The following is a 23,056-nucleotide window of genomic DNA, read 5'->3' on the forward strand; positions in this document are numbered from 1 at the left end:
ACATGGGCAAGGTTATTTGCGTGGGGCTGGGCCCCGGCGACGCAGAGTTGATGAGCGTCAAGGCACACCGTCTGATTTCGGCGGCACGCCATGTCGCCTATTTTCGCAAGCCCGGTCGACGCGGACAGGCCCGCACGATTGTCGACGACATCATCTCACCGCAGGCCACCGAACATGCGATGGAATACCCGGTCACGACAGAAATCCATTTCAGCGATCCCGAATACAATCGCCAGCTATCTGTTTTCTACGACGATTGGGCCATGCGGCTGACGGACCTGTCAAAAACCGAAGATGTCATTGTGCTGTGCGAGGGGGATCCGTTTTTCTACGGCTCGTTCATGCATCTGCACAGCCGCCTGCAAGCGCGCGCCGACATGGAGATTGTGCCCGGCATCACCGGCATGTCGGGGTGCTGGACCGCAACAGGTCATCCCATCACCTGGGGTGATGACGTGATGACTGTGCTGATGGCCACGCTAAGCGAAGAAGAACTGGCCGCCCGCGCCGCCAACACAGACGCGCTGGTGGTGATGAAGATCGGGCGCAATCTGGACAAGCTGAAGCGCGCGCTTGGATCGGCTGGCCGGCTGGATCAGGCTTGGCTGGTAGAACGCGGAACGATGTGTGACCAGACGGTGCAAAAACTGACCGACGCCCCCGCAGAGGTGCCCTATTTCTCGATTGCCATTGTACACGGACAGGGGCGGCGACCATGAGCGGCTGGGTGCGTGTTGCAGGGCTGGGGCCCGGTCGTGACGATCTGGTGACCGACGAGGTGCGCGCAGTGCTGATCGAGGCCACCGATGTGATCGGCTATATTCCCTATGTGCGTCGCGTGCCCCCCCGCGACGGCCTGACCCTGCATGCCACCGACAACCGTGTCGAGGTCGACCGCGCAACACATGCGCTGGAACTGGCGGCAGGGGGGCGTCGCGTGGTGGTTGTCTCCTCGGGCGATCCGGGGGTGTTCGCCATGGCCTCGGCGCTGTTCGAAGCCTTGGAAAACGGACCCGCGGAATGGCTGGACACCGACATTCGCATCCTTCCCGGAATCACCGCAATGCTGGCGGCGGCGGCCCGGCTGGGTGCGCCGCTGGGCCATGATTTCTGCGCCATCAACCTTTCGGACAATCTCAAACCGTGGTCGCTGATCGAAACCCGTCTGCGTCTGGCCGCACAGGCCGGATTTGCTATGGCATTCTACAACCCGCGTTCAAACGCCCGCCCGCACCAGTTCTCCGAAGCGTTGAAAATCCTGAGGGAAGAGTGCGGGCCCGACCGGCTGATTTCCTTTGCCCGCGATGTCAGCAAGCCGACCGAGCAATTGCGTACCGTGACTCTATCAGAGGCCACGCCCGAGATGGCGGACATGCGCACGGTGATCATCGTTGGCAACGCCGACACGCGCCGGATCGGGCAACATGTCTATACGCCAAGGCAGGTGGTATGACCCAGCCAGTGCAACACATCTGCGACGCCGGAAAACGTGGTGCGCGGCGGTACGGCGGGCCGGTCGATCATCACCACCGGAAGGCCCAGCGCCCGCGCGGCGTCCAGCTTGGCCTGCGCGCCCGTACCGCCCGCGTTCTTGGCCACGATCAGGTCAATGCGGTTCTGTTCCAACAGCGCCAGATCCTTGACCAGATCAAAGGGCCCTCTGGCGATCACAACGTCGGCCCGCGCCAGGGGCAAGGGCTGTGCGGGCGGGTCGACAAGGCGCAGCAGATAGCGATGCTGGGGCTTGACGGCAAAAGCGTCCAGATTCTGCTTGCCAATCGCCAGAAACACCCGCGACGGCGCTTCGGGCAGGGCGTTCACGGCCGCATCCAGATCAGCAACCAGACGCCAGTCATCCCCGGCACCGGCACGCCACGGCGGGCGCTGGAAGGCCACCAGAGGAACATTCGCAGCCGCACAGGCAGCAACCGCATTGCGGCTGATCTGCGCGGCAAAGGGATGGGTTGCGTCCACGACGCGGGTGATACCCTGCGTCTGCAAGAAATGCGCCAGCCCCTCAACGCCACCAAAACCACCGACCCGCGTCGGCAGGGGCTGTGCCACCGGCACAGCGGTGCGGCCCGCATAGCTGAACAGCGCATCAGCCCCGCGTTCGGCCAGGGCACGGGCCAGCTCCGATGCCTCGGTCGTGCCGCCAAGAATAAGGGTACGCATCATGTCTGATCCTGTTGGCGATCCGTGGCTGACCCTGATCGGTCTGGGCGAAGATGGCCTTGGCGGTCTGAGCGATGCAAGCCGAAAAGCGCTGGAGGATGCCGAGCAGGTCTTTGGCGGAGAACGCCACCTTGCCCTGTGCCAAGCAGGCGCGCGCGGGCAGGTCTGGCCGCTGCCGTTTTCGGTTGCGCCTGTCGTGGCCCTGCGCGGGCGGGCGGTTGTGGTTCTGGCCTCGGGCGATCCGTTCTGGCACGGGGTTGGCGGTACATTGGCCCAACACCTTGATCCGTCGGAATGGCGCTGCTTCCCTGCGCCCTCTTGCTTGTCACTGGCGGCGGCGCGGCTGGGCTGGCGGTTGGAAACGGTTGCCAGCCTTGGCCTGCATGCCGCGCCGTTTGAAACGCTGCTGCCGCACCTGTCAAATGGCAGGCGTATCCTGTGCACCCTGCGGGACGGGCCGGCGGCGGCGGATATGGCCGCATGGCTGACGGCGCAGGGGTTCGGCGCATCCGAGTTGATCGTGATGGAGGCCCTGGGCGGCCCCCATGAACGGGTGCGGACATGGACAGCCGCACAGTTCACCCTGTCAGATGTGGGCGCGCCTGTGGTGGTGGGCATCGCCGTAAGTGGCAAGCCGGGCCTGTCGCAGACAGCGGGTCGGGAAGCGGACATTTTCGCGCATGACGGCCAGATCACCAAAGGTCCCATGCGCGCGCTGACCCTTGCCGCCCTTGCGCCGCGGGCCGGACAACGGCTGTGGGATATCGGGGCAGGGTCGGGTTCGGTATCGGTGGAATGGGCACTGGCCGCAGCAGATGCCCGCGCCATCGCCATGGAACCCCGCGCCGACCGCTGTGCCAACATCCGCGAGAACGCAGCGCGATTTGGCCTGTCCCACCGGATCACCATTGTCGAGGGCACCGCCCCCGCAGCGCTGGCCGACCTGCCCGTGCCCGATGCGGTGTTCATCGGCGGCGGCGTCAACGCCGACCTGCTGAGCAACCTGTGGGACATGCTGCCAGAGCAAACACGACTGGTGGCCAATGCCGTCACATTGGAAAGCCAGGCGCTGCTGACGGGCTGGCACGGACAATACGGCGGGCAATTGTTGCGCATAGATCTGGCGCAGGCCACGCCGCTGGGCCGAATGCGGGGCTGGACCCCCAGCCGCCCGCAAGTGCAATGGAGCGTGGTGCGATGATTGTTGCAGGCATCGGATTACGCCGACAGGCCACGCTGGCCGACCTGCGTTGTGCTCTGGACCTTGCAGGCGTGACGCCAGACCGACTGGCCGCGCTAGACACCAAGGCCACGCCACCCCTGAGCGAACTGGCACAGCAGATGGGCATACCCCTGATCCTGGTGCCGGAACAGGATGTTTCAGGCATCCAGACCCCCACGCAATCCACCCGGATCATCGCCCGTTTCGCAACCGGCTCACTTGCCGAAGCCGTGGCCCTGCGCGCGGCCGGCGCGGGCGCAACTTTGACCATTTCACGCGTGACCAGCCCCAATGGCATGGCCACCGCCGCAATTGCAAAAGGACCCACACCATGACTGTTCACTTTATCGGCGCAGGCCCCGGTGCCGCCGATCTGATTACCCTGCGCGGGCGCGATCTGATCGCGGCTTGTCCCGTGTGCCTTTATGCAGGGTCACTGGTGCCCGAGGCGCTGTTGGCCCACTGCCCCGAGGGCGCGGACATTATCAACACCGCCTCAATGTCTCTGGACGACATCATTGCGCGGATCAAAGCCGCTGACGATGCCGGACAAGACGTGGCACGGTTGCATTCCGGTGATCTTTCGGTCTGGTCCGCCATGGGCGAGCAACTGCGCCGCCTGCGCGCATTGAACATTTCCTATGACATCACCCCCGGCGTTCCGGCCTTTGCCGCATCGGCGGCGGCGCTGGGGGCCGAGCTGACCCTGCCGGGCGTGGCGCAATCGCTGGTGCTGACGCGCACCTCGGGGCGGGCTTCGGCCATGCCTGCGGACGAGACGCTGGAAAATTTCGCCGCCACGGGGGCGACACTGGCAATTCATCTATCTGTGCATGTGGTCGAGGATGTGGTGCACAGGCTGACCCCGTTCTACGGCGCGGATTGCCCCGTCGCGATTGTCTGGCGCGCCAGCTGGCCGGACGAGCGCATTGTGCGCGCAACGCTGGGCACCGTCATTGAGGCGACCGAGGGCGAACGCGGGCGCACCGCACTGGTGCTGGTCGGGCGCGCACTGGCCGCTGAAGGGTTTGACGAAAGCAGTCTTTATGCTGCGGATTACGACCGTCGCTTTCGCCCTGTCGGCACCACCCCGCGTTTTCCCGAGGGCAGCGCATGAAACCGATTCCAAAAGGCCTCATGATCTCGGCGCCGTCATCGGGCACCGGAAAAACCACGCTGATGCTTGGCCTGCTGAACGCGCTGAGCAAGCGTGGCGTCGATGTGCGCCCGTTCAAGAGCGGCCCCGATTATATCGACCCCGGCTTTCACCGCGCCGCCTGCGGGCGGGCCTCTTTCAACCTGGACACATGGGCGATGGGTGCAGGCGTTCTCGCCGACCTGATCGGAACGTCGCGCGGTGGTGACCTTGCTCTGATCGAAGGGTCGATGGGGCTGTTTGACGGGGTGGCCTCGGCGGGCGAAACCTCGAACGGGGCCAGCGCCGATATCTCCGCGCTGACAGGCTGGCCGGTGATCTTGTTGCTGGATGTGTCGGGTCAGGCACAATCAGCTGCGGCCACGGCACTGGGGTTCAAGACCATGCGGCCCGACGTCCACATCGCAGGTGTGGTGTTGAACAAAGTGGCCAGCCCGCGCCACGAAAATCTGTTGCGCCTTGGCATGGAGCGTGTCGGCATTCCGGTTCTGGGTGCATTGCCCCGTCAGGGATCCGTGGCGCTGCCCGAACGCCATCTGGGGCTGGTTCAGGCCGAGGAACAACCGGAACTGATGGCGCTGCTGGATGCGGCGGGTGACTTTATCACAGCACATGTCGATCTTGATCTGCTGGTCAGTGTGGCCCGCTCTCATGGGTTTCCCGACGGAACCGACACCCTGCCCCCACCACCGGGGCAACGGATCGCGCTGGCGCGGGATGCCGCGTTTTCGTTCATCTACCCGCATCTTCTGGACCACTGGCGCCACGCGGGGGCCGAGGTGCAACTGTTTTCGCCGCTGGCCAATGAAGCCCCCGACGACAGCGCCGATATCTGCTGGTTGCCCGGGGGCTATCCCGAGCTGCACGCCGGACGGCTGGCCGCCGCCGACAGGTTCCGTGCCGGGCTGCAAGATTTCGCGCAAACCCGCACCGTGCACGGCGAGTGCGGGGGCTATATGGCGATGGGCGCGGGGCTGATCGACAAGACCGGCACGCGCCACCAGATGGCGGGGCTTCTGGGGCTGGAAACCAGCTATGAAACCCGCAAGATGCATCTGGGCTACCGACTGGCCACGCTGAACACGCCCGCCAGTGGCCAGACCACAGGCGCACGGCTGCGCGGGCACGAGTTCCACTATTCCACGATCCTGTCGCAACCCGACACGCCGCTGGCCCATGTGGTTGACGCCAACGGCGATGCTGTGCCGGAAACCGGATCGCGGCGGGGCAATGCCACAGGCACCTTCTTTCATCTGATCGCGGGGGCATCATGAGCGGATTTGTCTCTTTTGTGTCTTCTGGTCCGGGCGACCCCGAGTTGCTGACGGTCAAAGCTGTCAAACGCCTGCAAGCGGCCGAGGTCGTGCTGTTCGACGACCTGTCCTCGGGGCCAATACTGGACCATGTCAGCCCCGATGCCGATCTGATCGCCGTCGGCAAGCGCGCCGGGCGTGCGTCGCCGCGTCAGGATCATGTCAGCCGTCTGCTGGTCGACTATGCCCTGAGCGGGGCAAAGGTGGTGCGTCTGAAATCGGGAGATGCCGGGATATTCGGACGGCTCGAAGAAGAGTTGACGGCGTTGAACGCCGCCAAGGTGGCCTATGAAATCGTGCCCGGCGTCACGGCGGCTTCGTCCGCGGCGGCGGCGGCCATGATCCCGCTGACGCGTCGGCTGACGGCGCGCCGCGTGCAGTTTGTCACCGGCCATGACGTGACCGGAGCCTTGCCGCAGGATCTGAACATGGCGGCGCTTGCCGATCCGACAGCCACCACGGTGGTCTATATGGGTCGCCGCACCTTTCCGGCCTTTGCCGCCTGCCTGATGGATGCGGGCCTGCCCCCCGACACCCCCGCCCTGCTGGCCGAGGCCGTGTCGACACCCGCACAAACCCTGAGCCGTCATACGATTGCATCCCTTGCCGCCCTTGCGCAGGATGCAGGCGCGACAGGGCCTGCCATTATTCTTTACGGACCTTTGACAGAACAGGAGACGTGACAAACCCAAAATCCAGATGTCACCATAGGATGACAATGCAAGTCCAACGCCCGTTGCGGGCAAGCCAAACCAAACGCCGTCAGGACCGACGGCAGGGAGACCAAATATGCATATCGAACATGAAGTCGTGAACGGCGCCAAGATCGTGCTGTCTTATGCCACCGCTGCCGGTGCTGCGGGTTATGCGGCCAAAACGGCCATCGACAGCATTCGCCAAAGCAACATTCTTGCCTTTGTCGGGCGCACCGTCATTACCACGCTGCTGACGCTGACATTCTTCGAAATCCTGCCACACTATCCGGTCGGGGTCAGCGAAGTACACCTGATCCTCGGCTCGACCCTGTTTCTGCTGTTCGGGGCGGCGCCTGCCGCTTTCGGGCTGGCATTGGGCCTGCTGGTACAGGGCGTGTTCTTTGCCCCCTTCGATCTGCCGCAATATTTCATCAACGTGACCACGCTGCTGGTGCCGCTGTTTGCCGTGGCTGCGCTGGCCAAACGGATCATTGCGCCCGACACCGCCTATGTTGATCTGAAATACACACAGGCGCTGGCGCTTTCGACAGCGTTTCAGGCCGGTGTTGTGGGCTGGGTGGCGTTCTGGGCGTTGTATGGTCAGGGCTTTGGCGCTGAAAATCTGGCTGCGACATTCAGCTTTGGCGCGGCCTATATGCTGGTTATCCTGCTGGAGCCGCTGGTCGATCTGGCCGTTCTGGCCGCAGCCAAGACGGCGCGCGACCTGACAGGCGGGCCGTTGTTCACCGCTCGTCTGCATCAGTCGGCTAAATCCTGAGCCTCACGAGAGCGCGGCCCTTGCAACAGGGCCGCGTTTGCATTTGCGGAAAACAGCTATGTACACCCTATCCCTGATCGGCATCGGCGCCGGAAACCCGAAGCATCTGACACTTCAGGCCATCGACGCGCTGAACGGCTGCGATCTGATCCTGATCCCGCGCAAAGGCGCGCAAAAGGACGATCTGGCCGCCTTGCGCCGCGAGATATGCGCGCAGGTGCTGAACGATCCCGGCCCCGACATCCGCGAATTCGACCTGCCGCAACGCGACGCGGACAACCCGCAGTATCGCGACGGAGTGGACGACTGGCACGATGCGATTGCCGACGCCTGGCTGCATGAAATCCGCACAGGCCTGCCGGATGGCGGGCGCGTGGGGTTTCTGGTCTGGGGCGACCCGTCGCTGTATGACAGCACCATGCGCATTGCCGAGCGTCTTGAGACGGTTCTGCCGCTCTCGGTCGAGATCATTCCGGGCATCACGTCATTGCAGGCCCTGACCGCGGGACATGTCATTCCCCTGAACACCATCGGTGACGCCGTGACAATCACCACGGGACGGCAATTGCGCCAACACGGCTGGCCCACAGGCGCACGCACCGTTGCCGTGATGCTGGACGGAACCTATGCATTCCAGTCGCTGCCGCAACAGCCGCAAACCGATATCTGGTGGAGTGCCTATGCCGGCATGCCAAATGAAATCCGCATTAGCGGGCCGCTGCATAAGGTGACTGCGAAAATCATCGCAACGCGCGCCGAGGCGCGGGCAGATCACGGGTGGATCATGGACATTTACCTGCTGCGGCGCGATGTCGTTGAACCGGAATGCGCCTGACCCTACGGAAGCGTTTGGTCGCGCACCAAATATGACTTGTGAAGTGCCTGAAAATTAGGCGTCTATTGTGGCCGCGAGAACGCAAAATCACGGTCCTGTTGCGCATTGTTTACAAAGATGTAGTCTTGACCCATGACATCACAAAGCCAGCATTTCAGCGAGATGATGGGGCAGGACAGTGTCCGCACGCCCTATATTGATTATGACGCATGGTTCGCGCGGCAAGACACCGCGCGACTGTCCCGCAAAGCACAAGAGGCCGAGGCCTTTTTCCGCCGCACAGGCATTACCTTTAACGTTTACGGACAGGCCGATGCCGAAGAACGGTTGATCCCGTTCGATCTGGTGCCGCGCATCCTGACAGGGGCGGAGTGGTCCAAACTGAGCCGCGGCATCGACCAGCGTGTCCGCGCCGTAAACGCGTTCCTGCATGATATCTACAACCGGCAGGAAATCCTGCGGGCTGGTGTTGTTCCGATCGAACTGATCCAGAACAATGATGCGTTTCTGCCGCAAATGATCGGTTTCACCCCGCCGGGTGACGTTTACACCCACATCGTCGGCACCGACCTTGTCTGCACGGGCGAAGGCGAGTTTTACGTCCTGGAAGACAACGCGCGCACCCCCTCGGGCGTCAGCTATATGCTGGAAAACCGCGAGACGATGTTGCAGATGTTCCCCGAGCTGTTCAGCCAGATCAAGGTGCAGCCGGTCAGCGATTATCCCAAGAACCTGCGCCGGTCGCTGGCGGCCTGTGCACCGTCCAGCTGCGAAGGCCGCCCCACGGTGGCGGTTCTGACACCGGGCATTCACAATTCGGCCTATTACGAACATTCCTTTCTGGCGGACCAGATGGGCGTGGAACTGGTCGAAGGCCACGATCTGCGAATCGTCGATGGCAGAATTGCCATGCGCACGACCGAAGGCCACAAGGTCATCGACGTGATCTATCGCCGGATCGATGACGAATATCTTGATCCGTTGACGTTCAACCCTGAATCGATGCTGGGCGTTCCGGGCATCATGGATGTGTACCGTGCGGGCAATATCACCATCGCCAATGCGCCCGGCACGGGGGTTGCCGACGACAAGGCTATTTACAGCTACATGCCCGAGATCGTGGAATTCTACACCGGCGAACGGGCGATCCTGAAGAATGTTCAAACCTTCCGCTGTTCCGAAGCCGATTCGCTGAAATACGTTCTCGACAATCTGGCCGATCTGGTTGTGAAGGAAGTGCACGGATCGGGGGGCTATGGCATGCTGGTCGGCCCCGCCGCCAGCAAGCAGGAACTGGCGGATTTCGCCGCCAAACTGAAAGCGCGGCCATCGAACTATATCGCGCAGCCGACGCTGTCACTGTCCACCGTGCCAATCTTTACCGACGCCGGACTGGCCCCGCGCCACGTTGATTTGCGCCCCTTTGCGCTGGTGTCGCCCGACGGGGTGAACATCACGCCCGGCGGTCTGACGCGGGTTGCACTGAAAGAAGGGTCGCTGGTGGTGAACTCAAGCCAGGGCGGCGGCACCAAAGACACTTGGGTATTGGAAGACTGATATGCTGGGAAAAACCGCAGGCGGTCTGTACTGGATGTTCCGGGGTCTGGAGCGGGCTGAAAACAACGCCCGCTTGATCGAGGCCGGATTTCGCATCGCTTTGACACGCTCGACAAACACCGAAACCGAATGGAAATCGGTGATTATCACCTCGGCGGCCCAACAAGGGTTCACCGCCAAACACAAGACATTCAACAGCACCAACGTGATCGACTATCTGCTGCGCGACACCGACAACCCGTCGTCGGTTCTGTCCGTGGTCAAGCAGGCCCGCGACAATGCGCGGCTGGTGCGCACGGCGCTGACCACCGAAGTGTGGTCGGCGGTGAACGAAACGTGGATGCTGATCACCGAGCTGCTGAAAAATCCGGTGCCAGATACCGACCTGCCAGAAGTGCTGTCGATCATCCGCCAGCAATCGGCGCTGGTGCGCGGGGCGTTGCATGGCACCATGCTGCGCAACGATATCTATGATTTCTGCCGTCTGGGCACCTTCATCGAACGCATGGACAGCACCGCGCGGATCATCGACGTGAAATATTACACGTTGCTGCCCTCTCCGTCGCTGGTGGGCAGCCGCATGGACAACGTGCAGTGGGAAACCCTGCTGCGGTCGGTTTCGGCGCACCGCTCGTACCGCTGGGCCGTCGAGGAAGACTACACCGCCACCAACATCGCCAACTTTCTGGTGCTGGACCGGCGAATGCCCCGGTCACTGGCGTTCTGCGCCGGCCAGATTGTCGAAAACCTCGACTATCTGGCCGAAGAATACAACGACCGCCGCCCGTCGCATGACATGGCCGACCGGCTGGCAGCACGGTTGAAAGGCCGCGACATCCATTCGATCATCGAAGAAGGTCTGCATGATGTTCTGGGCACGATCATCTCGGATGTCGGCGCACTGGGCGCGCAGATCGAAAAAGACTATCGTTTCAATTATTAATCTCAGGCAGGATTCCTCAGTTGCAATTGCACGTCACGCATACGACCCGCTACGCCTATGATGCACCTGTGATATACGGGCTGCAAAAGACCCGGCTGCGACCGGTGGCGTCGCATATGCAATCTGTCGTGGACTGGGACCTGACCGTGACCGGGGGCAAGATCGAATGCTCTTACCTCGACCATCATGGAAACCAGACCGATCTGGTGTCGATCACCCCCGAAGGTGACGCGGTTGAGATTACCGCGCGCGGCACCATCATCACCGAAAACACCCACGGCGTCTTTGGCAAGGTTTACGGGCGCGTACCGTTGTACCTGTTGCGGATGCCAACCACGACCACCGAGGCCGGCCCCAAGATCAGGGCCTTTGCCAGCACGCTGGACAAACACGACGACATGCTGACCGGGCTGCACGCCCTGTCTGCGGCGATCCTTGAGGCCGTACCCTATGAGTCCGGCCACACCGCTGCCGACACCACCGCCGAAGAGGCGCTTTCCGGTGGCAAGGGCGTGTGCCAGGACCACGCGCAAATCTTCATCGCGGCGGCGCGTCTGGCGGGCCTGCCTGCCCGCTATGTCTCGGGCTATCTGATGATGGACGACCAGGTGGATCAGGATGCCAGCCACGCCTGGGCCGAAGTGCATCTGGACACGCTGGGCTGGGTCGGCTTTGACGTGTCGAACGGCATTTCGCCGGATGAACGGTATATCCGCATCGCTTTGGGCCGTGACGCAAAGGAAGCATCTCCCATAGAAGGCATGCGCATGGGCACGTCAGATGAATCGATGATTGTGTCTTTGCAGGTGCAGCAGTAATCACAAGCAACGAATCTGCTTTGGATTTCTCAAAATGACTTACTGCGTCGGAATGCGGCTTGATAAAGGTCTGGTCTTTATGGCCGACACGCGCACCAGCGCGGGCGTCGACAACTTTGCCGTGACGCGCAAGATGTTCAGCTTTGAGGTGCCGGGCGAACGGTCCATCGTTCTGATGACAGCGGGCAATCTGGCCACCACACAGGCAATGATCAGCCTGCTGGAAGAACGCTCGAAAACAACCGAGGAACGCGACCCCTCGATCCTGCGCCAGTCGACCATGTTTCAGGTGGCCCGTCTGGTCGGTGACACGCTGAACGAGGTGATCGTGAATTCGTCGCCCAATGGTCAGGGTGCCGTGGACCAGTTTCGCGCCTCGGTGATCCTTGGCGGGCAGATCGGCACCGGCAAGCCGACGATCTTCCTGATCTATCCCGAGGGCAACTTTATCGAGATCACCGACGACACGCCATTCTTCCAGATTGGTGAAACCAAATACGGCAAGCCGATCCTTGTGCGGACCTACGACCGCGAGATGAGTTTTGAAGATGCGGTAAAACTGTTGCTGGTGTCCTTTGATTCGACAGTGAAATCGAACCTGAGTGTTGGCCTGCCTTTTGATCTGATGATCTATCACCGCGACAGCCTGCAACCGATGTCCCAAACCCGCATTGACGACACCGACCCTGTCTATCAGGCAATTTCAAGCGGCTGGGGCGATGCGCTGAAAGATGCGTTCCTGCAACTGCCCAGCTATACGCTAAAGCCCTGAACCGACGCTTGGCCCCAGCCCGGTTTTGTCATGGGTCGGGTTTGTAAGCTGTATCACCTTGCGTGCGCACCAGGCGTACAGATGGGTCAGGACCACCCCGACGATCAGGGACGAAATCAGCGTCAACCAAGGCTTGTTTTCGCCAAACACTTTGGTCACGACGCTGATCATCTGGTAGTGACTGAGATAGATAAACAGCGACGCCCCGGCGATTTCGCCCACGATTGTCTTGACCGGTGCAGGCACGATAAAGGCCCGCACAAACAAGACGATAGCACAGCCACCACCGACATAGTACGCCGCAGAGGTGAAACCCCAGGCGACCCAAACCGCCAGTATCGAAACAGCCAGCGCCACAAAGCGGCCGCGCCGGTCATTCGCAGATGCCAGGACGATCCCAAGGGCAAAGGCCCAGCCATAGTGCCAGGGTGTGCGGTGGAAATTGTAATCGCCATTCCAGACCGCCTCGATCGACCGGTCAAGCACAACCACAAACGCCAGCAGGGCCAGCGCGCTGATCATCGGGCGCAAACGGAACGCTGCGCGCACAGGCGGGATCGAAAACAGCACCGCAGCAAACACCAGCAATTGAATGTAGAATTCAACAAAATAGAACAGGAAGCCCTTGAGATTGGCAGGATCCAGATGGTTCGAGATCAGCAACAGCGGTAAAATCTCGAACCTTTGGGTGGCCACTTGCAGCAGGGCAACCATCAACACGGTCGGAATCGCCACATATTTGATGGTGCCCACCAGCGTGGCAACACTGCCCGAGCGGATGATTTCGGGCAGCTGGAAACGGGCAACCGAATAGCCCGCCAACAGCACCAGAAAATAGGCCGCGCCCCAGTTGGGGCTGTAGACAAAGGCATCGGTGTGCAAGGCAACAATGCAGACAATAAAGAACGCCCGCGTAAACGTAACCGATTCAAGCCGCCGCCAGATCGTCTTGCGGTTTGCGCCAACGTGGCTTTGCAACGCGGCAGCACTCATCGTTTCCCAATCCGCAGGCAGCTGGCCAAAGCGTTTTTCAAAGCTCAGCGAGAACTGGATATAGTGCAGCGAATCCCCGCCAAGGGATTCAAACGTATCTTCGGGCCGGATCGTCTGACCGGGAAATTCGTGCCGGAACAGCGAAAGCACATCGCTGACTTCGTTTGTGGCAGCCTCTGCGCTGACAGACACCTCGGCCTGCTGCGCGGCAAACTGTTCGGCCAACACCCCCCGCTGCACCTTGCCGGTGCCGGTCACGGGCATGGCGTTCACCGCCATGATGTGCAGTGCCCCGCCTGCCTCGACACCCATCTCGCGCAGCGCAGATACCGCAGCGACGCGCACGCGGGCGACACCCGCAGGTTCGGTTTGCGCCGCAACCAACACGCCCTCGCCCCGCTGGTCGTCGGGCACTTTGGCAACTGCGATCTGTGCATCTGGTTCCAGATGGGCGCGAATGCGTTCCTCAAGCTGGTCCGGCACGATCTTCATGCCGCCGCAGTTGATCAGGTCATCGGCCCGGCCAGCGAACACCAGATAGCCATCGCGCATATGTCCAAGATCGTTGGTTTGCAGCCAGCCATCCGCATCCTGCAAATCCGTCAACCCGTCAGCGTCAACACGAGACTTTGCAACATGTGGCCCGCGTATGCGAATACGCCCGTCCGCGCCAAGGTCCACCTCGGTCTGCCCCACGGGGCGCCCGACAGTGTCCAGCAGATCATCTGCCACCTCGGAAATCTGCAAAAACGTGCTGCGCGACGCTTCGGTCAGGCCATAGTGCTGCACAATCACCGCGTTCGGGAACAGCGCCTTGACCGCGCGCTTTTCGTCCGCAGTCATGTGCTGCGACCCGATTTCCATCCAGCGCAGCTTTTTGCCTGCATCACCAATGGTGTCGGGCGCCGCCAGCAGAATGCGCAGCAGGGTCGGCACAACCGACAAGGCGTTCACCTCTCCTGCGGCCAGCATGCGCGCAAGCTCAAGCGGATCAAACCCGCGTGGTGGCAGATAGGCCTGCCCACCCACGGCACTGACCGCCCGATAGCGCCCCATGCCAAAACTGAAGGTCGCCGGAACCCCCACATATTCGCGGATTTCCGAGGTCATCTGTATCTGATCGATAACCCGCCCGGTCGCGTCGGCCAGATTTGCATAGGTCAAAAGGATGCCCTTTGGCAGTCCTTCGGTCCCCGATGTATAGCTGACCTGCGCAGGCTGGTCGTCATGGATCAGGGCGTGCTGTGCAGCGAACCAGCCAGATTGCTCGGCCGGAACGATACAGCGGTCAATCTCGATACCCGGCAGGTTTCTGGCCTGCGCTTCGTCCGAGACAATGACAAACGGACGCCGCGCCTCGTATAACGCGAACACGTTTTCGACGAAAGCAATCGTGTTTTTACGAACCAGTGCAGTGGCTTGGAGCTTAAATGAACTCATTTGAGTCTGGTACAGCAACTTATGCCTCCAAGCTACCTTGAATCTCAGTGCACCCCATTACAAATCAAAGTTGATCCCAAAGTAGAACAATATGTTCATTTGGACTCTCTGGCTTCAGTCCACCGAAAGCTGTTACGCAGCGCGCCGATGCATTTGCAATCGAGCTATATCTCTCAAAGTTCTGACCCAAAGCCGCACATTTTGAGCTGACTTGGTGACCCCGGCAGGATTCGAACCTGCAACCTGCCCCTTAGGAGGGGGCTGCTCTATCCAGTTGAGCCACGGGGCCGCCGCGCAGACGCATAACGCCTCTCACACGCTTTGTCACCAAACGACCGCGCAGTCTTGCACCTTTTGTGCGGCTGGGGCTTACTGAGGGGAACATGACAACAGGATGGCTTTTGTGACTGACCGCCCCCAACGCCCCCTCACCCTGCGTGACGTCTCAGAAGCGTCGGGTGTTTCCGAAATGACCGTCAGCCGCGTCTTGCGCAATCGGGGTGACGTGTCCGACGCGACCCGCAAAAAGGTGCTCGAGGCGGCCACGACGCTGGGCTATGTGCCCAACCAGATCGCAGGGTCCCTGGCCTCGAAGCGGGTCAATCTGGTGGCGGTGATTATTCCGTCGCTGGGAAACATGGTTTTTCCCGAGGTGCTGACCGGCATCAATCAGATCCTTGACGAAACGCCGTTGCAGGCGGTCGTGGGCGTAACCGATTATCTGCCCGAGAAAGAAGAGCGGGTGCTGTATGAAATGCTGTCATGGCGCCCTTCGGGTGTGATCATCGCCGGGCTCGAACATACAGAAGCCGCGCGCGCCATGATGACAAACGCGGGTATCCCCGTGGTCGAAATCATGGACACCGACGGGCGATGCGTCGATTCGATGGTGGGCATTTCACACCGTCGAGCAGGTGCCGAAATGGCCCGTGCGATCCTGAAGCAGGGCTATCAGCACATCGGCTTCATGGGCACCAAAATGCCGCTGGATCACCGTGCCCGCAAACGGTTCGAAGGCTTCACCGAACACCTTGCCAAGGCTGGTGTCGAGATCGAGGATCGCGAGTTCTACTCAGGTGGTTCGGCTTTGGCGAAGGGCCGCGAGATGACCAAGGCAATGCTGGATCGCAGCCCCGACCTCGATTTTCTGTATTACTCCAACGATATGATCGGCGCAGGCGGGCTGCTGTACCTGCTGGACCAGGGCATCGACGTGCCCGGACAGATCGGGCTGGCAGGCTTTAACGGGGTTGAACTGCTGCAAGGTCTGCCGCGCCAGCTGGCGACAATGGACGCCTGCCGCCTTGAGATTGGCCGGGCTGCTGCCGAGATCATCCGCGACCACGGACAAGAGGGCGCCCCCACCGAGCCGCAGAAAATCACCCTCACACCCAAGCTCAGCCTTGGCGATACGTTGCGCCGCCGCCGCGCGTGACGCGGCCTGTCCTAAGCAACACCAGTGCAAGGCGGGTCTTTCTGGACCGTCATGCCTTGCACGAAACCCCGCAAGGGCCTGGCCAGGGCGATGCTCTTGCATCGTTGATCACCCGTCTGGGTTTCGTGCAACTCGACAGTATCAACACCGTCGCGCGTGCGCACGATCTGATTCTGTTTGCACGTCGCCCCCGCTACCGGCCAAAGGCACTTGAAACCTTGTACAGCCGCGACCGCGCCCTGTTCGAACACTGGACGCATGACGCGGCTGTTATTCCCATTCAATTCTATCCCCACTGGCACATGCGCCGCTCCCGCGATGCAGAGCGCCTGAAAAAGGCGTGGAGCAAGGACCGCCGCGCAGGCTTCGAAGCACAATATCAAACGGTGCTGGACCACATCCGCGAAAACGGAGCGTGTTCGTCATCGGATGTGGGCACCGACGAAAAGAAGGGCTCGGGCGGGTGGTGGGACTGGCACCCTTCCAAGACAGCGCTGGAATATCTGTGGCGCTCGGGCGCGCTGGCTGTCACGGGGCGCAGCGGGTTCCAGAAGCGCTATGACCTGACGGAGCGCGTGATCGACACGGCGCTTGCCGATCCCGCCAACGCGCCGGACACCGGGGAAACCATCGACTGGTGTTGCATACAGGCCCTCGACCGCCTTGGCTTCGCCTCGCACAGCGAGCTGGCCGCCTTCTGGGGTCACATCCGTCCCGCCGAGGCGCAGGCCTGGGTCAAACAAGCCCTCGCACGTGGCACCATCATTCCCATCGACGTGCAAAACGCCGATGGCAGCCTGCGCGCCGCCTATGCGCGCCCCGATCTGCCGCACGATCCCGCGATCCACTCCCCGCCCAGCCCGCGCCTGCGCATCCTCAGCCCCTTTGATCCCGCCTTGCGCGACCGCAAACGTGCCGAGCAACTGTTCGGCTTTCACTACCGGATCGAGGTTTTTGTGCCGGAACCCAAACGCACCTATGGCTACTACGTCTTCCCCATCCTCGAAGGCGACCGGCTGGTGGGACGCATCGACATGAAGGCCTTTCGCACCGATGACACACTCAAGATCCGCGCCCTCTGGCCCGAACGCGGCACCCGCTGGGGCAAGGGGCGCCTCGCTGCGCTTGCAGCAGAACTGAACCGCATCCTGAACCTCGCAGGGGTCAGCCAGACTGCCTTTGAGTCCGGCTGGCTGCGCGACCCGCTCTAGTGCTTCATCTTGCCGGTCAAACTCCGGGGGACGGCCGCAGGCCGGGGGGCTGGCCCCCGACCCGATCACAGAGATTGCACCCGCGTGAAGAAAGGGTAGTGTCCGCTTATGTCCAATACCTATCCAACGATTCACACCGTCGGCCTGTCAGGCGTCCTCGTCACCTTTGCCGAAGCATTGGACGACACCGCCAACCGTGCCGCGCTGGCCTTTCGCGCGGCTGTCGACGCCCAGGGCTGGGACTGGGTGCACGAAAGCGCCACCTCGCTGATCTCGGCCTTTTTCCGCACCGATCTGGCGCAGCATTCGGCTGCCTCCATCACCGAACAGCTGACCGACCTGCTGGCCACCCGTGACTGGTTCGCGGCCCCCCTGCCCGAGGGGCGCAAGCTGTGGCACATTCCGGCGGTTTTCGGTGGCGATCTGGCCCCGCAACTGGACGAGGCCGCCGAGGCCGCAGGCCTGTCACCGCAGGATGCCGTCGCTGAACTGACCAGCACCCGTATGCGTGTGATCACCATCGGTTTCGCCCCCGGTCAGCCCTATCTGGGCACGCTGGGTGAACATTGGAACATCCCGCGTCTGGGCACGCTCAGCCCCAACATCCCGCGCGGGGCACTGGTGGCTGCGGTGCGCCAGCTGTGCCTGTTCTCGAACGACACGCCAACGGGCTGGCGGCATGTGGGCCAGACTGCATTCCACACCTTCCGGCCCACGTCCGAGACGCCCTTCCCGCTGTCGCCGGGTGACGAACTGCTGTTCCACGCCACGACCCCCGCCGATTACAATACCATCGCTGCCAACAACGCTGACGGCGCAGGCGGTGCAACGTGGGAGGCACTGCCATGACCGCCGCCCTCAAGGTCATCCAGATCGGCCCTGCCGCCGCCTTTCAGGATCTGGGACGTCCCGGCTACATCGCCTCGGGCCTCACCCGTGGCGGCGCCATCGACACACTGGCAGTTCACGAGGGTGCTGCCCTGCTCAAACAATCCCCCGACTGCGCGGTTCTGGAAATCGCCAGCGTCGGCGGAGTGTTCGAGGCGACCGCCCCTCTGCGCATCGCCCTGACGGGTGCTGACATGACCGCCCGCATCGACGATGCCAGCGCCGCATGGAACGCCGCACACCGGATGGAGGCAGGGCAACGCCTGACCATAGGGGCGGCACGGTCGGGCAGCTATGCCTATCTGCACATCGGCGGCGGCTTTGACGCGCCGGTACGCATGGGCGCGCGCGGTGGCCATATGTCCGCGGGTCTGGGCAAGCTGATCGCCAAGGGGGACACCCTGCCCGCCCTGCCCGACACCGGCACACGCACCGGGTACTATCTGCCCCGCGACAAACGGTTCGACGGTGGCACCGTGCGCATCGTCCCGTCGGTGCAAACCAACCACTTCCCGCCCGAGGAACGCGCCCGGTTCGAGGCCACGTCCTTTAAGCGTGACCCCCGCGCCAACCGTCAGGGCATCCGCATGGAACATGACGGGACCGGCTTTGCCGCCCAAGGGATGCGCACCATCGTGTCCGAGGTCATCGTGCAGGGCGACATCCAGATCACCGGCGACGGCACGCCCTTTGTGCTGATGTGCGAAAGCCAGACCACTGGCGGCTATCCCCGCATCGGCACGGTCATCCCCGCCGACCTGCCGCGCATGGCCCAGACCCCTGCGGGCGGGCAGATCACATTCCAGTTCATCACGCTGGAAGAGGCCGTCACGATCCAGCAACAGGACGCCAAAGCCCGCGCCGGTCTGGCGGCCAAGGCGCAACCGCTGGTGCGTGACATCAACGACATATCCGACCTGCTGTCCTACCAACTGGTCAGCGGGGCCATCTCGGCGCAGGCCGACCCGTTTGAATAAAGGAACATCGCCATGCAAGTGGATCTGAACGCCGATATGGGCGAAAGCTTTGGCCCCTGGAAAATGGGCGACGACGCCAGCCTGCTGACCACTGTCACCTCTGCCAACATCGCCTGCGGGGCCCATGCGGGCGACCCTGACGTGATGGCCACCACGATGGGAATCGCACTGCAAAACGGGGTCGGCATCGGGTCGCACCCCGGCTTTCCCGACATTCAGGGCTTTGGCCGCCGCCGTATCCAGATGCCCACCGGATCGCTGCAAAACTCGATCCGTTGTCAGGTCGGTGCCTCGCTGGGGATGGCCGCCGCATTGGGCGCCAAGGTGCGCCACGTCAAACTGCACGGCGCATTGGGCAATATGACATCCGAAGACGAAGACATGGCGCGCGCCTGTTACGAGGCGGCACTGTCGGTCGATGAAAACCTGATCGTGATGGTGCTGGCCGCCACCGCACAGGAACGCGCCGTGCGCAGCCTGGGCTGCAAGTTCGCCTGCGAGATCTTTGCCGACCGTGCCTATAACGACGATGCCACGCTGGTTGACCGTTCGATCCCGGGTGCGGTGATCCACGATCCCAAGGTCGCAGGGCAGCGCATGGTCGATATGGTCAAGGCGCAGGCGATCATCACCGATTCGGGCAAGCACATCGAAACCCCCATCGACACGATCTGCCTGCATGGCGACACACCGACTGCCGTGCAGATTGCTGCTGCGGTGCGCGACACTCTGGAAGCTGCTGATATTACCGTTACCCAGTTCGCTGGGCGTACAGCCTAGGGTCTGGACACCTAGGCTCTGGACCCATTAATTCTATATACTCAGCGGCGATTTCGCGAAATTTCAAAGGTTTGGGTCGTGCTGCCAATAGTGGTTCTATTTGCAAGCGACCCAAGACGTTGAAATGAAGCGAAATTGCCGCCCTTCGGGTTTGACGGATTTTCCCGCAGCCTGCGGCGCATCTGCTTAAGATAGAACCACTATTCTTGCGCAAATGCTTCTTGTCTGCGAAAAAAATCTGTCAAACTGAGTATATAGAATTAATGGGTCCAGAGCCTAGGCGCGCGCCTTGTGGCGGGCGAGCTGTCAGCCTGCGCGTTGCAAGTGCGCCAAGGCCCCCTGCGCGGCCCAGCGCCCCGTCGCCAGGCAGGCGGTGATCAGATAGCCGCCGGTCGGGGCCTCCCAATCCAGCATTTCGCCAGCGGCAAAGATGCCCGGGCGGGCGCTGAGCATCAGATGCCCGTCAACTGCGTCAAAGGTCAGGCCGCCACTGGTCGAAATCGCCTCGTCCATCGGGCGCAGTCCGGCATGGGCCACCGGCAGCGCCTTGAGCACCCTGGCCAAGGCCTGCGGGACCTGCGGCAATGGCCGCGCCCATTCCTGTGCCAATGCCAGCTTCAGCGGCTCAAGCTTCAGGGTTTTGCGGATGTGGTTGGCGTGGCTTTCCTTGCCGCGCTTTTTGTCCAGCCGTTCAGCGACCTGTTGCACGCTCTGGTCCGGCAACAGGTCCACGCTCAAACTGGCCCCTTCGCGCACCGCGCGGGCGATGGAATAGATACCGCCGCCTTCCAGCCCCTTGGCCGACAGGATCGCCTCGCCGCGCGAGGTGGTGTCGCCAGCATGCCATGCGACGGCTTTGATGGGCTGGCCGAAATGCGGCGACATATGTGCCGACCAGTCCACCCGCAGCCCCGCATTGGCCGCACCAAACGGGGCCACGGCGATCCCCTGACCTTGCAGAATATCCGCCCATGCCCCGTCAGTTCCCAGCCGCGCCCAGCTGGCACCGCCCAGCGCCAGAACGGTCACATCTGCGGTGACACGGCCCTGATCGAAGACCAGCGCATCGCCGTCCCATCCCGTCCAGCGCCAGCGTGTTTGCAGCTGCACGCCCAGGTCGTTCAGCCGCACCAGCCAGGCCCGCAGCAGCGGCGAGGCCTTCATCGCGCGGGGGAATACACGGCCCGAAGAGCCGGTAAACACCTCTTGTCCCAGCCCGCGCGCCCAGTCCTGCACAGCAGCTGGGTCGAAGGCCGCGAGGATCGGGCGCAGGGTGTCGGCGGTTTCGCCGTAGTGTGGCAAGAAGCCATCAAGGGCTGAGTCCATCGTCAGGTTCAGCCCGGACTTGCCCGCCATCAGGAACTTGCGCCCCACCGATGGCCTGGCCTCATAGACCGTGACCCGCACGCCCGCTGCGGCCAAAACCTCGGCAGCCATCAGCCCCGCAGGACCTGCGCCAATCACGGCGGCGGTTTTTGTGGGCAGGTCGTGTTGCAAAGTCATTTCCTTTCGCGAACACCCCGTCTTGCCTGTCGGCGGGTGCGGGATCAAGTCCGATACACGTTGCGAGACATACGCCAACGGGAAAGCCTTGGGGGCTCTGCCCCCGGCGCTGGCGCCCCCCCCCCGGAGTTTTCCTGGCAAGATGAAGGGTTAGCCGACGGTACACATCACCTTGATCTGGTGGGCGATGGCAGGGTCTGCGGCATGTGTGTCGGCAGCGATGTCTTTTGCGGTTTGCAAAAGGTCGTCAGCGCCGACGATGCGGTCGATCAGGCCGAAAGCCAGCGCGGTTTCGGCGTCGATCTTCTGGCCGCCCATCAGGATCAGCTTGGTGCGCGCGGGGCCGATCAGTGCCGCCATCCGTGCCGGATCGGAAGGTTGCGGCAGGAAACCCAGTTTCATCACCGGATAAAAGAATTTCGCCCCCGCCACGGCAATGCGCAAATCACAGGCCAGCGCCATGCCCGTGGCGCCGCCCGCCAACGTACCGTTCAACGCCGCGATGGTCAGCCCCGGCAGCCGCGCGATGGCCGACGACAGCCGTTCCCAATCGGGCGAGGTGGCCATGCCCGCACGCGCCGCGTCCAGATCGGCACCGGCGCTGAACACCTTGCCCCTTCCTGTCAGGATCAGCACCCGCGCCTCGGAAGCGCTTTGTGCAATGTCGGCCAGTTCTGCCAGCATTTCGGGGGTGAGAGAGTTGGCCTTGTCGGGGCGGTTGATCGTGACAGTCCAGACGCCGCCCTGCTGGTCCAGCTCGATCATGACAGGCCGACCCTGGCGCGGATGCCTTCATCGCGCAGCGAGATTTCCTGACCGCAATAATCATCCGCATCCTTGGAACACATCCACAACAACGCCTTCGCGGGCCAATCGGCGGGAATGTGATCGGACCAGTCAAGCTGGCTGACCGGGTTAACGCCGCTTTGCTTGATCTCGCGCTGCATTTGGGTGGCAACGGTGCCCGGCGACAGGCCCATGGCGCGAATGCCGTCGGCGGCGTTTTCCTTGTCCAGACAGGCAGTCAGCATGTGAACGGCAGCCTTGGACGCGCAATAGTGGCTCCAGGCCTCGACGGGACCATGGGCCGCGCCCGAGCTGATGGTCAGCACCGAACCGCCGCCGCCCTTGATCATCACCGGCACCGCCGCGCGCATCCCGTTGAAGACACCGCCCAGATTGATGTCGATCACCTTGGACCATTCGGCGGGGTCGGCATCGATCAAATGGGCGATGGGTTCGATCACACCTGCGTTATTGACCAGCACGTTGAGCCCGCCAAAGGTTTTCACCGTGGCGTTCACCGCTGCCTCGACCTCCCAATAGCGGCTGACATCACAGGGAATCGCCATCGCGGCATTGCCGATCTCGCCCGCCAGTTCGGCAATATCGTTCTCGCTGCGCGCCAGCAGCGCCACCCTGGCCCCCGCAGCGGCGAAAATCCGCGCGGTTTCGGCCCCGATGCCACGGCTTGCGCCGGTGATCATCACCACTTGTCCTGTCATGTCCATCTCATCCGGCTCCCGTGATTGTTTGCTGCAAGGGGTAGAGCGCAACAGGGGCGG

23 protein-coding genes and 1 tRNA gene are annotated in these 23,056 nt (G+C 62.4%); 18 read left to right on the forward strand and 6 right to left on the reverse strand.

All coding sequences use genetic code 11. The features are described 5' to 3' along the window. The first annotated feature begins 2 nt into the window (after positions 1–2). The gene (locus tag DSM107133_RS17095) at positions 3–719 is read left to right on the forward strand and encodes a precorrin-2 C(20)-methyltransferase (RefSeq protein WP_114294230.1); all 717 of its coding nucleotides are present in this window, start codon (positions 3–5) and stop codon (positions 717–719) included. Continuing rightward, positions 716–1,453 carry a precorrin-3B C(17)-methyltransferase gene (gene cobJ, locus DSM107133_RS17100; protein WP_114294229.1) on the forward strand — a complete coding sequence of 246 codons (738 nt, stop codon included), beginning with the start codon at positions 716–718 and terminating at the stop codon, positions 1,451–1,453. The genes DSM107133_RS17095 and cobJ overlap by 4 nt, the downstream gene beginning before the upstream one ends. Here cobJ and DSM107133_RS17105 read toward each other — a convergent pair. Further along, complete coding sequence (locus DSM107133_RS17105) at positions 1,429–2,175, reverse strand: cobalt-precorrin-6A reductase (protein WP_205387849.1); 747 nt, start codon at positions 2,173–2,175, stop codon at positions 1,429–1,431. The two genes, cobJ and DSM107133_RS17105, sit on opposite strands and share 25 nt — an antisense overlap. A gap of 1 nt (position 2,176) precedes the next feature. On the opposite strand from DSM107133_RS17105, the gene cbiE reads away from it, so the two are divergent. From cbiE to DSM107133_RS17160, 11 genes are all read left to right on the forward strand, one after another. Beyond that, complete coding sequence (gene cbiE / locus DSM107133_RS17110) at positions 2,177–3,376, forward strand: precorrin-6y C5,15-methyltransferase (decarboxylating) subunit CbiE (RefSeq protein ID WP_114294227.1); 1,200 nt, start codon at positions 2,177–2,179, stop codon at positions 3,374–3,376. Next, positions 3,373–3,732 (forward strand): cobalamin biosynthesis protein, encoded by a 360-nt coding sequence (locus DSM107133_RS17115; RefSeq protein WP_114294226.1) that lies wholly within the window; start codon positions 3,373–3,375, stop codon positions 3,730–3,732. Before cbiE ends, DSM107133_RS17115 begins: the two co-directional genes overlap by 4 nt. Then, positions 3,729–4,514 (forward strand): precorrin-4 C(11)-methyltransferase, encoded by a 786-nt coding sequence (gene cobM / locus DSM107133_RS17120; protein ID WP_114294225.1) that lies wholly within the window; start codon positions 3,729–3,731, stop codon positions 4,512–4,514. Before DSM107133_RS17115 ends, cobM begins: the two co-directional genes overlap by 4 nt. Then, positions 4,511–5,827, forward strand: a complete 1,317-nt coding sequence (locus DSM107133_RS17125; RefSeq protein WP_114294224.1) for a cobyrinate a,c-diamide synthase — start codon at positions 4,511–4,513, stop codon at positions 5,825–5,827. Before cobM ends, DSM107133_RS17125 begins: the two co-directional genes overlap by 4 nt. Beyond that, on the forward strand, positions 5,824–6,549 hold the full coding sequence (cobA, locus tag DSM107133_RS17130) for a uroporphyrinogen-III C-methyltransferase (RefSeq protein ID WP_114294223.1): 726 nt from the start codon (positions 5,824–5,826) through the stop codon (positions 6,547–6,549). The genes DSM107133_RS17125 and cobA overlap by 4 nt, the downstream gene beginning before the upstream one ends. A gap of 106 nt (positions 6,550–6,655) precedes the next feature. Next, positions 6,656–7,339 carry an energy-coupling factor ABC transporter permease gene (locus DSM107133_RS17135; protein WP_114294222.1) on the forward strand — a complete coding sequence of 228 codons (684 nt, stop codon included), beginning with the start codon at positions 6,656–6,658 and terminating at the stop codon, positions 7,337–7,339. Positions 7,340–7,397: 58 nt separating this feature from the next. After that, entirely contained in the window at positions 7,398–8,174 is a 777-nt protein-coding gene (gene cobF, locus DSM107133_RS17140) for a precorrin-6A synthase (deacetylating) (RefSeq protein ID WP_114294221.1), read from the forward strand. Between the two features lie 132 nt (positions 8,175–8,306). Then, the gene (locus DSM107133_RS17145) at positions 8,307–9,731 is read left to right on the forward strand and encodes a circularly permuted type 2 ATP-grasp protein (protein ID WP_114294220.1); all 1,425 of its coding nucleotides are present in this window, start codon (positions 8,307–8,309) and stop codon (positions 9,729–9,731) included. A gap of 1 nt (position 9,732) precedes the next feature. Further along, positions 9,733–10,674: an alpha-E domain-containing protein gene (locus DSM107133_RS17150; RefSeq protein WP_114294219.1), complete on the forward strand. Its 942-nt coding sequence runs from the start codon at positions 9,733–9,735 to the stop codon at positions 10,672–10,674. Between the two features lie 20 nt (positions 10,675–10,694). Further along, the gene (locus tag DSM107133_RS17155) at positions 10,695–11,492 is read left to right on the forward strand and encodes a transglutaminase family protein (protein WP_114294218.1); all 798 of its coding nucleotides are present in this window, start codon (positions 10,695–10,697) and stop codon (positions 11,490–11,492) included. 34 nt (positions 11,493–11,526) lie between these two features. Continuing rightward, a complete protein-coding gene (locus DSM107133_RS17160; protein ID WP_114294217.1) occupies positions 11,527–12,264 on the forward strand; it encodes a peptidase in 738 nt (245 codons plus the stop codon). Here the strand turns inward: DSM107133_RS17160 and DSM107133_RS17165 are convergent. Together DSM107133_RS17165 and DSM107133_RS17170 are read right to left on the reverse strand one after the other, a co-directional pair. Further along, positions 12,253–14,697 (reverse strand): AMP-binding protein, encoded by a 2,445-nt coding sequence (locus tag DSM107133_RS17165; protein ID WP_114294216.1) that lies wholly within the window; start codon positions 14,695–14,697, stop codon positions 12,253–12,255. The two genes, DSM107133_RS17160 and DSM107133_RS17165, sit on opposite strands and share 12 nt — an antisense overlap. Positions 14,698–14,909: 212 nt before the next feature. Beyond that, positions 14,910–14,986: transfer RNA gene (locus tag DSM107133_RS17170), tRNA-Arg, on the reverse strand. A gap of 114 nt (positions 14,987–15,100) precedes the next feature. On the opposite strand from DSM107133_RS17170, the gene DSM107133_RS17175 reads away from it, so the two are divergent. The 5 genes from DSM107133_RS17175 (at position 15,101) to DSM107133_RS17195 (ending at position 19,988) form a co-directional block, all read left to right on the forward strand. Then, on the forward strand, positions 15,101–16,132 hold the full coding sequence (locus tag DSM107133_RS17175) for a LacI family DNA-binding transcriptional regulator (protein WP_114294252.1): 1,032 nt from the start codon (positions 15,101–15,103) through the stop codon (positions 16,130–16,132). Further along, the gene (locus DSM107133_RS17180) at positions 16,129–17,343 is read left to right on the forward strand and encodes a crosslink repair DNA glycosylase YcaQ family protein (protein WP_114294215.1); all 1,215 of its coding nucleotides are present in this window, start codon (positions 16,129–16,131) and stop codon (positions 17,341–17,343) included. The genes DSM107133_RS17175 and DSM107133_RS17180 overlap by 4 nt, the downstream gene beginning before the upstream one ends. A 108-nt stretch (positions 17,344–17,451) precedes the next feature. Then, the gene (locus tag DSM107133_RS17185; RefSeq protein ID WP_114294214.1) at positions 17,452–18,192 is read left to right on the forward strand and encodes a carboxyltransferase domain-containing protein; all 741 of its coding nucleotides are present in this window, start codon (positions 17,452–17,454) and stop codon (positions 18,190–18,192) included. Next, positions 18,189–19,208, forward strand: coding sequence for a biotin-dependent carboxyltransferase family protein (locus DSM107133_RS17190; RefSeq protein ID WP_114294213.1), 1,020 nt, complete (start codon positions 18,189–18,191; stop codon positions 19,206–19,208). The genes DSM107133_RS17185 and DSM107133_RS17190 overlap by 4 nt, the downstream gene beginning before the upstream one ends. Before the next feature lie 12 nt (positions 19,209–19,220). After that, positions 19,221–19,988, forward strand: a complete 768-nt coding sequence (locus DSM107133_RS17195) for a 5-oxoprolinase subunit PxpA (RefSeq protein ID WP_114294212.1) — start codon at positions 19,221–19,223, stop codon at positions 19,986–19,988. 306 nt (positions 19,989–20,294) lie between these two features. Here the strand turns inward: DSM107133_RS17195 and DSM107133_RS17200 are convergent, their stop codons facing one another. The 3 genes from DSM107133_RS17200 to DSM107133_RS17210 form a co-directional block, all read right to left on the reverse strand. Further along, on the reverse strand, positions 20,295–21,491 hold the full coding sequence (locus tag DSM107133_RS17200) for a TIGR03862 family flavoprotein (RefSeq protein WP_114294211.1): 1,197 nt from the start codon (positions 21,489–21,491) through the stop codon (positions 20,295–20,297). Positions 21,492–21,641: 150 nt separating this feature from the next. Further along, positions 21,642–22,256 carry an enoyl-CoA hydratase/isomerase family protein gene (locus tag DSM107133_RS17205; RefSeq protein WP_114294210.1) on the reverse strand — a complete coding sequence of 205 codons (615 nt, stop codon included), beginning with the start codon at positions 22,254–22,256 and terminating at the stop codon, positions 21,642–21,644. Continuing rightward, entirely contained in the window at positions 22,253–23,002 is a 750-nt protein-coding gene (locus DSM107133_RS17210; RefSeq protein ID WP_114294209.1) for an SDR family oxidoreductase, read from the reverse strand. The genes DSM107133_RS17205 and DSM107133_RS17210 overlap by 4 nt, the downstream gene beginning before the upstream one ends. Positions 23,003–23,056 lie beyond the last annotated feature (54 nt).

It is taken from the genome of Pseudosulfitobacter sp. DSM 107133, from assembly GCF_022788695.1.
In the GTDB taxonomy this organism is placed as follows: domain Bacteria; phylum Pseudomonadota; class Alphaproteobacteria; order Rhodobacterales; family Rhodobacteraceae; genus Pseudosulfitobacter.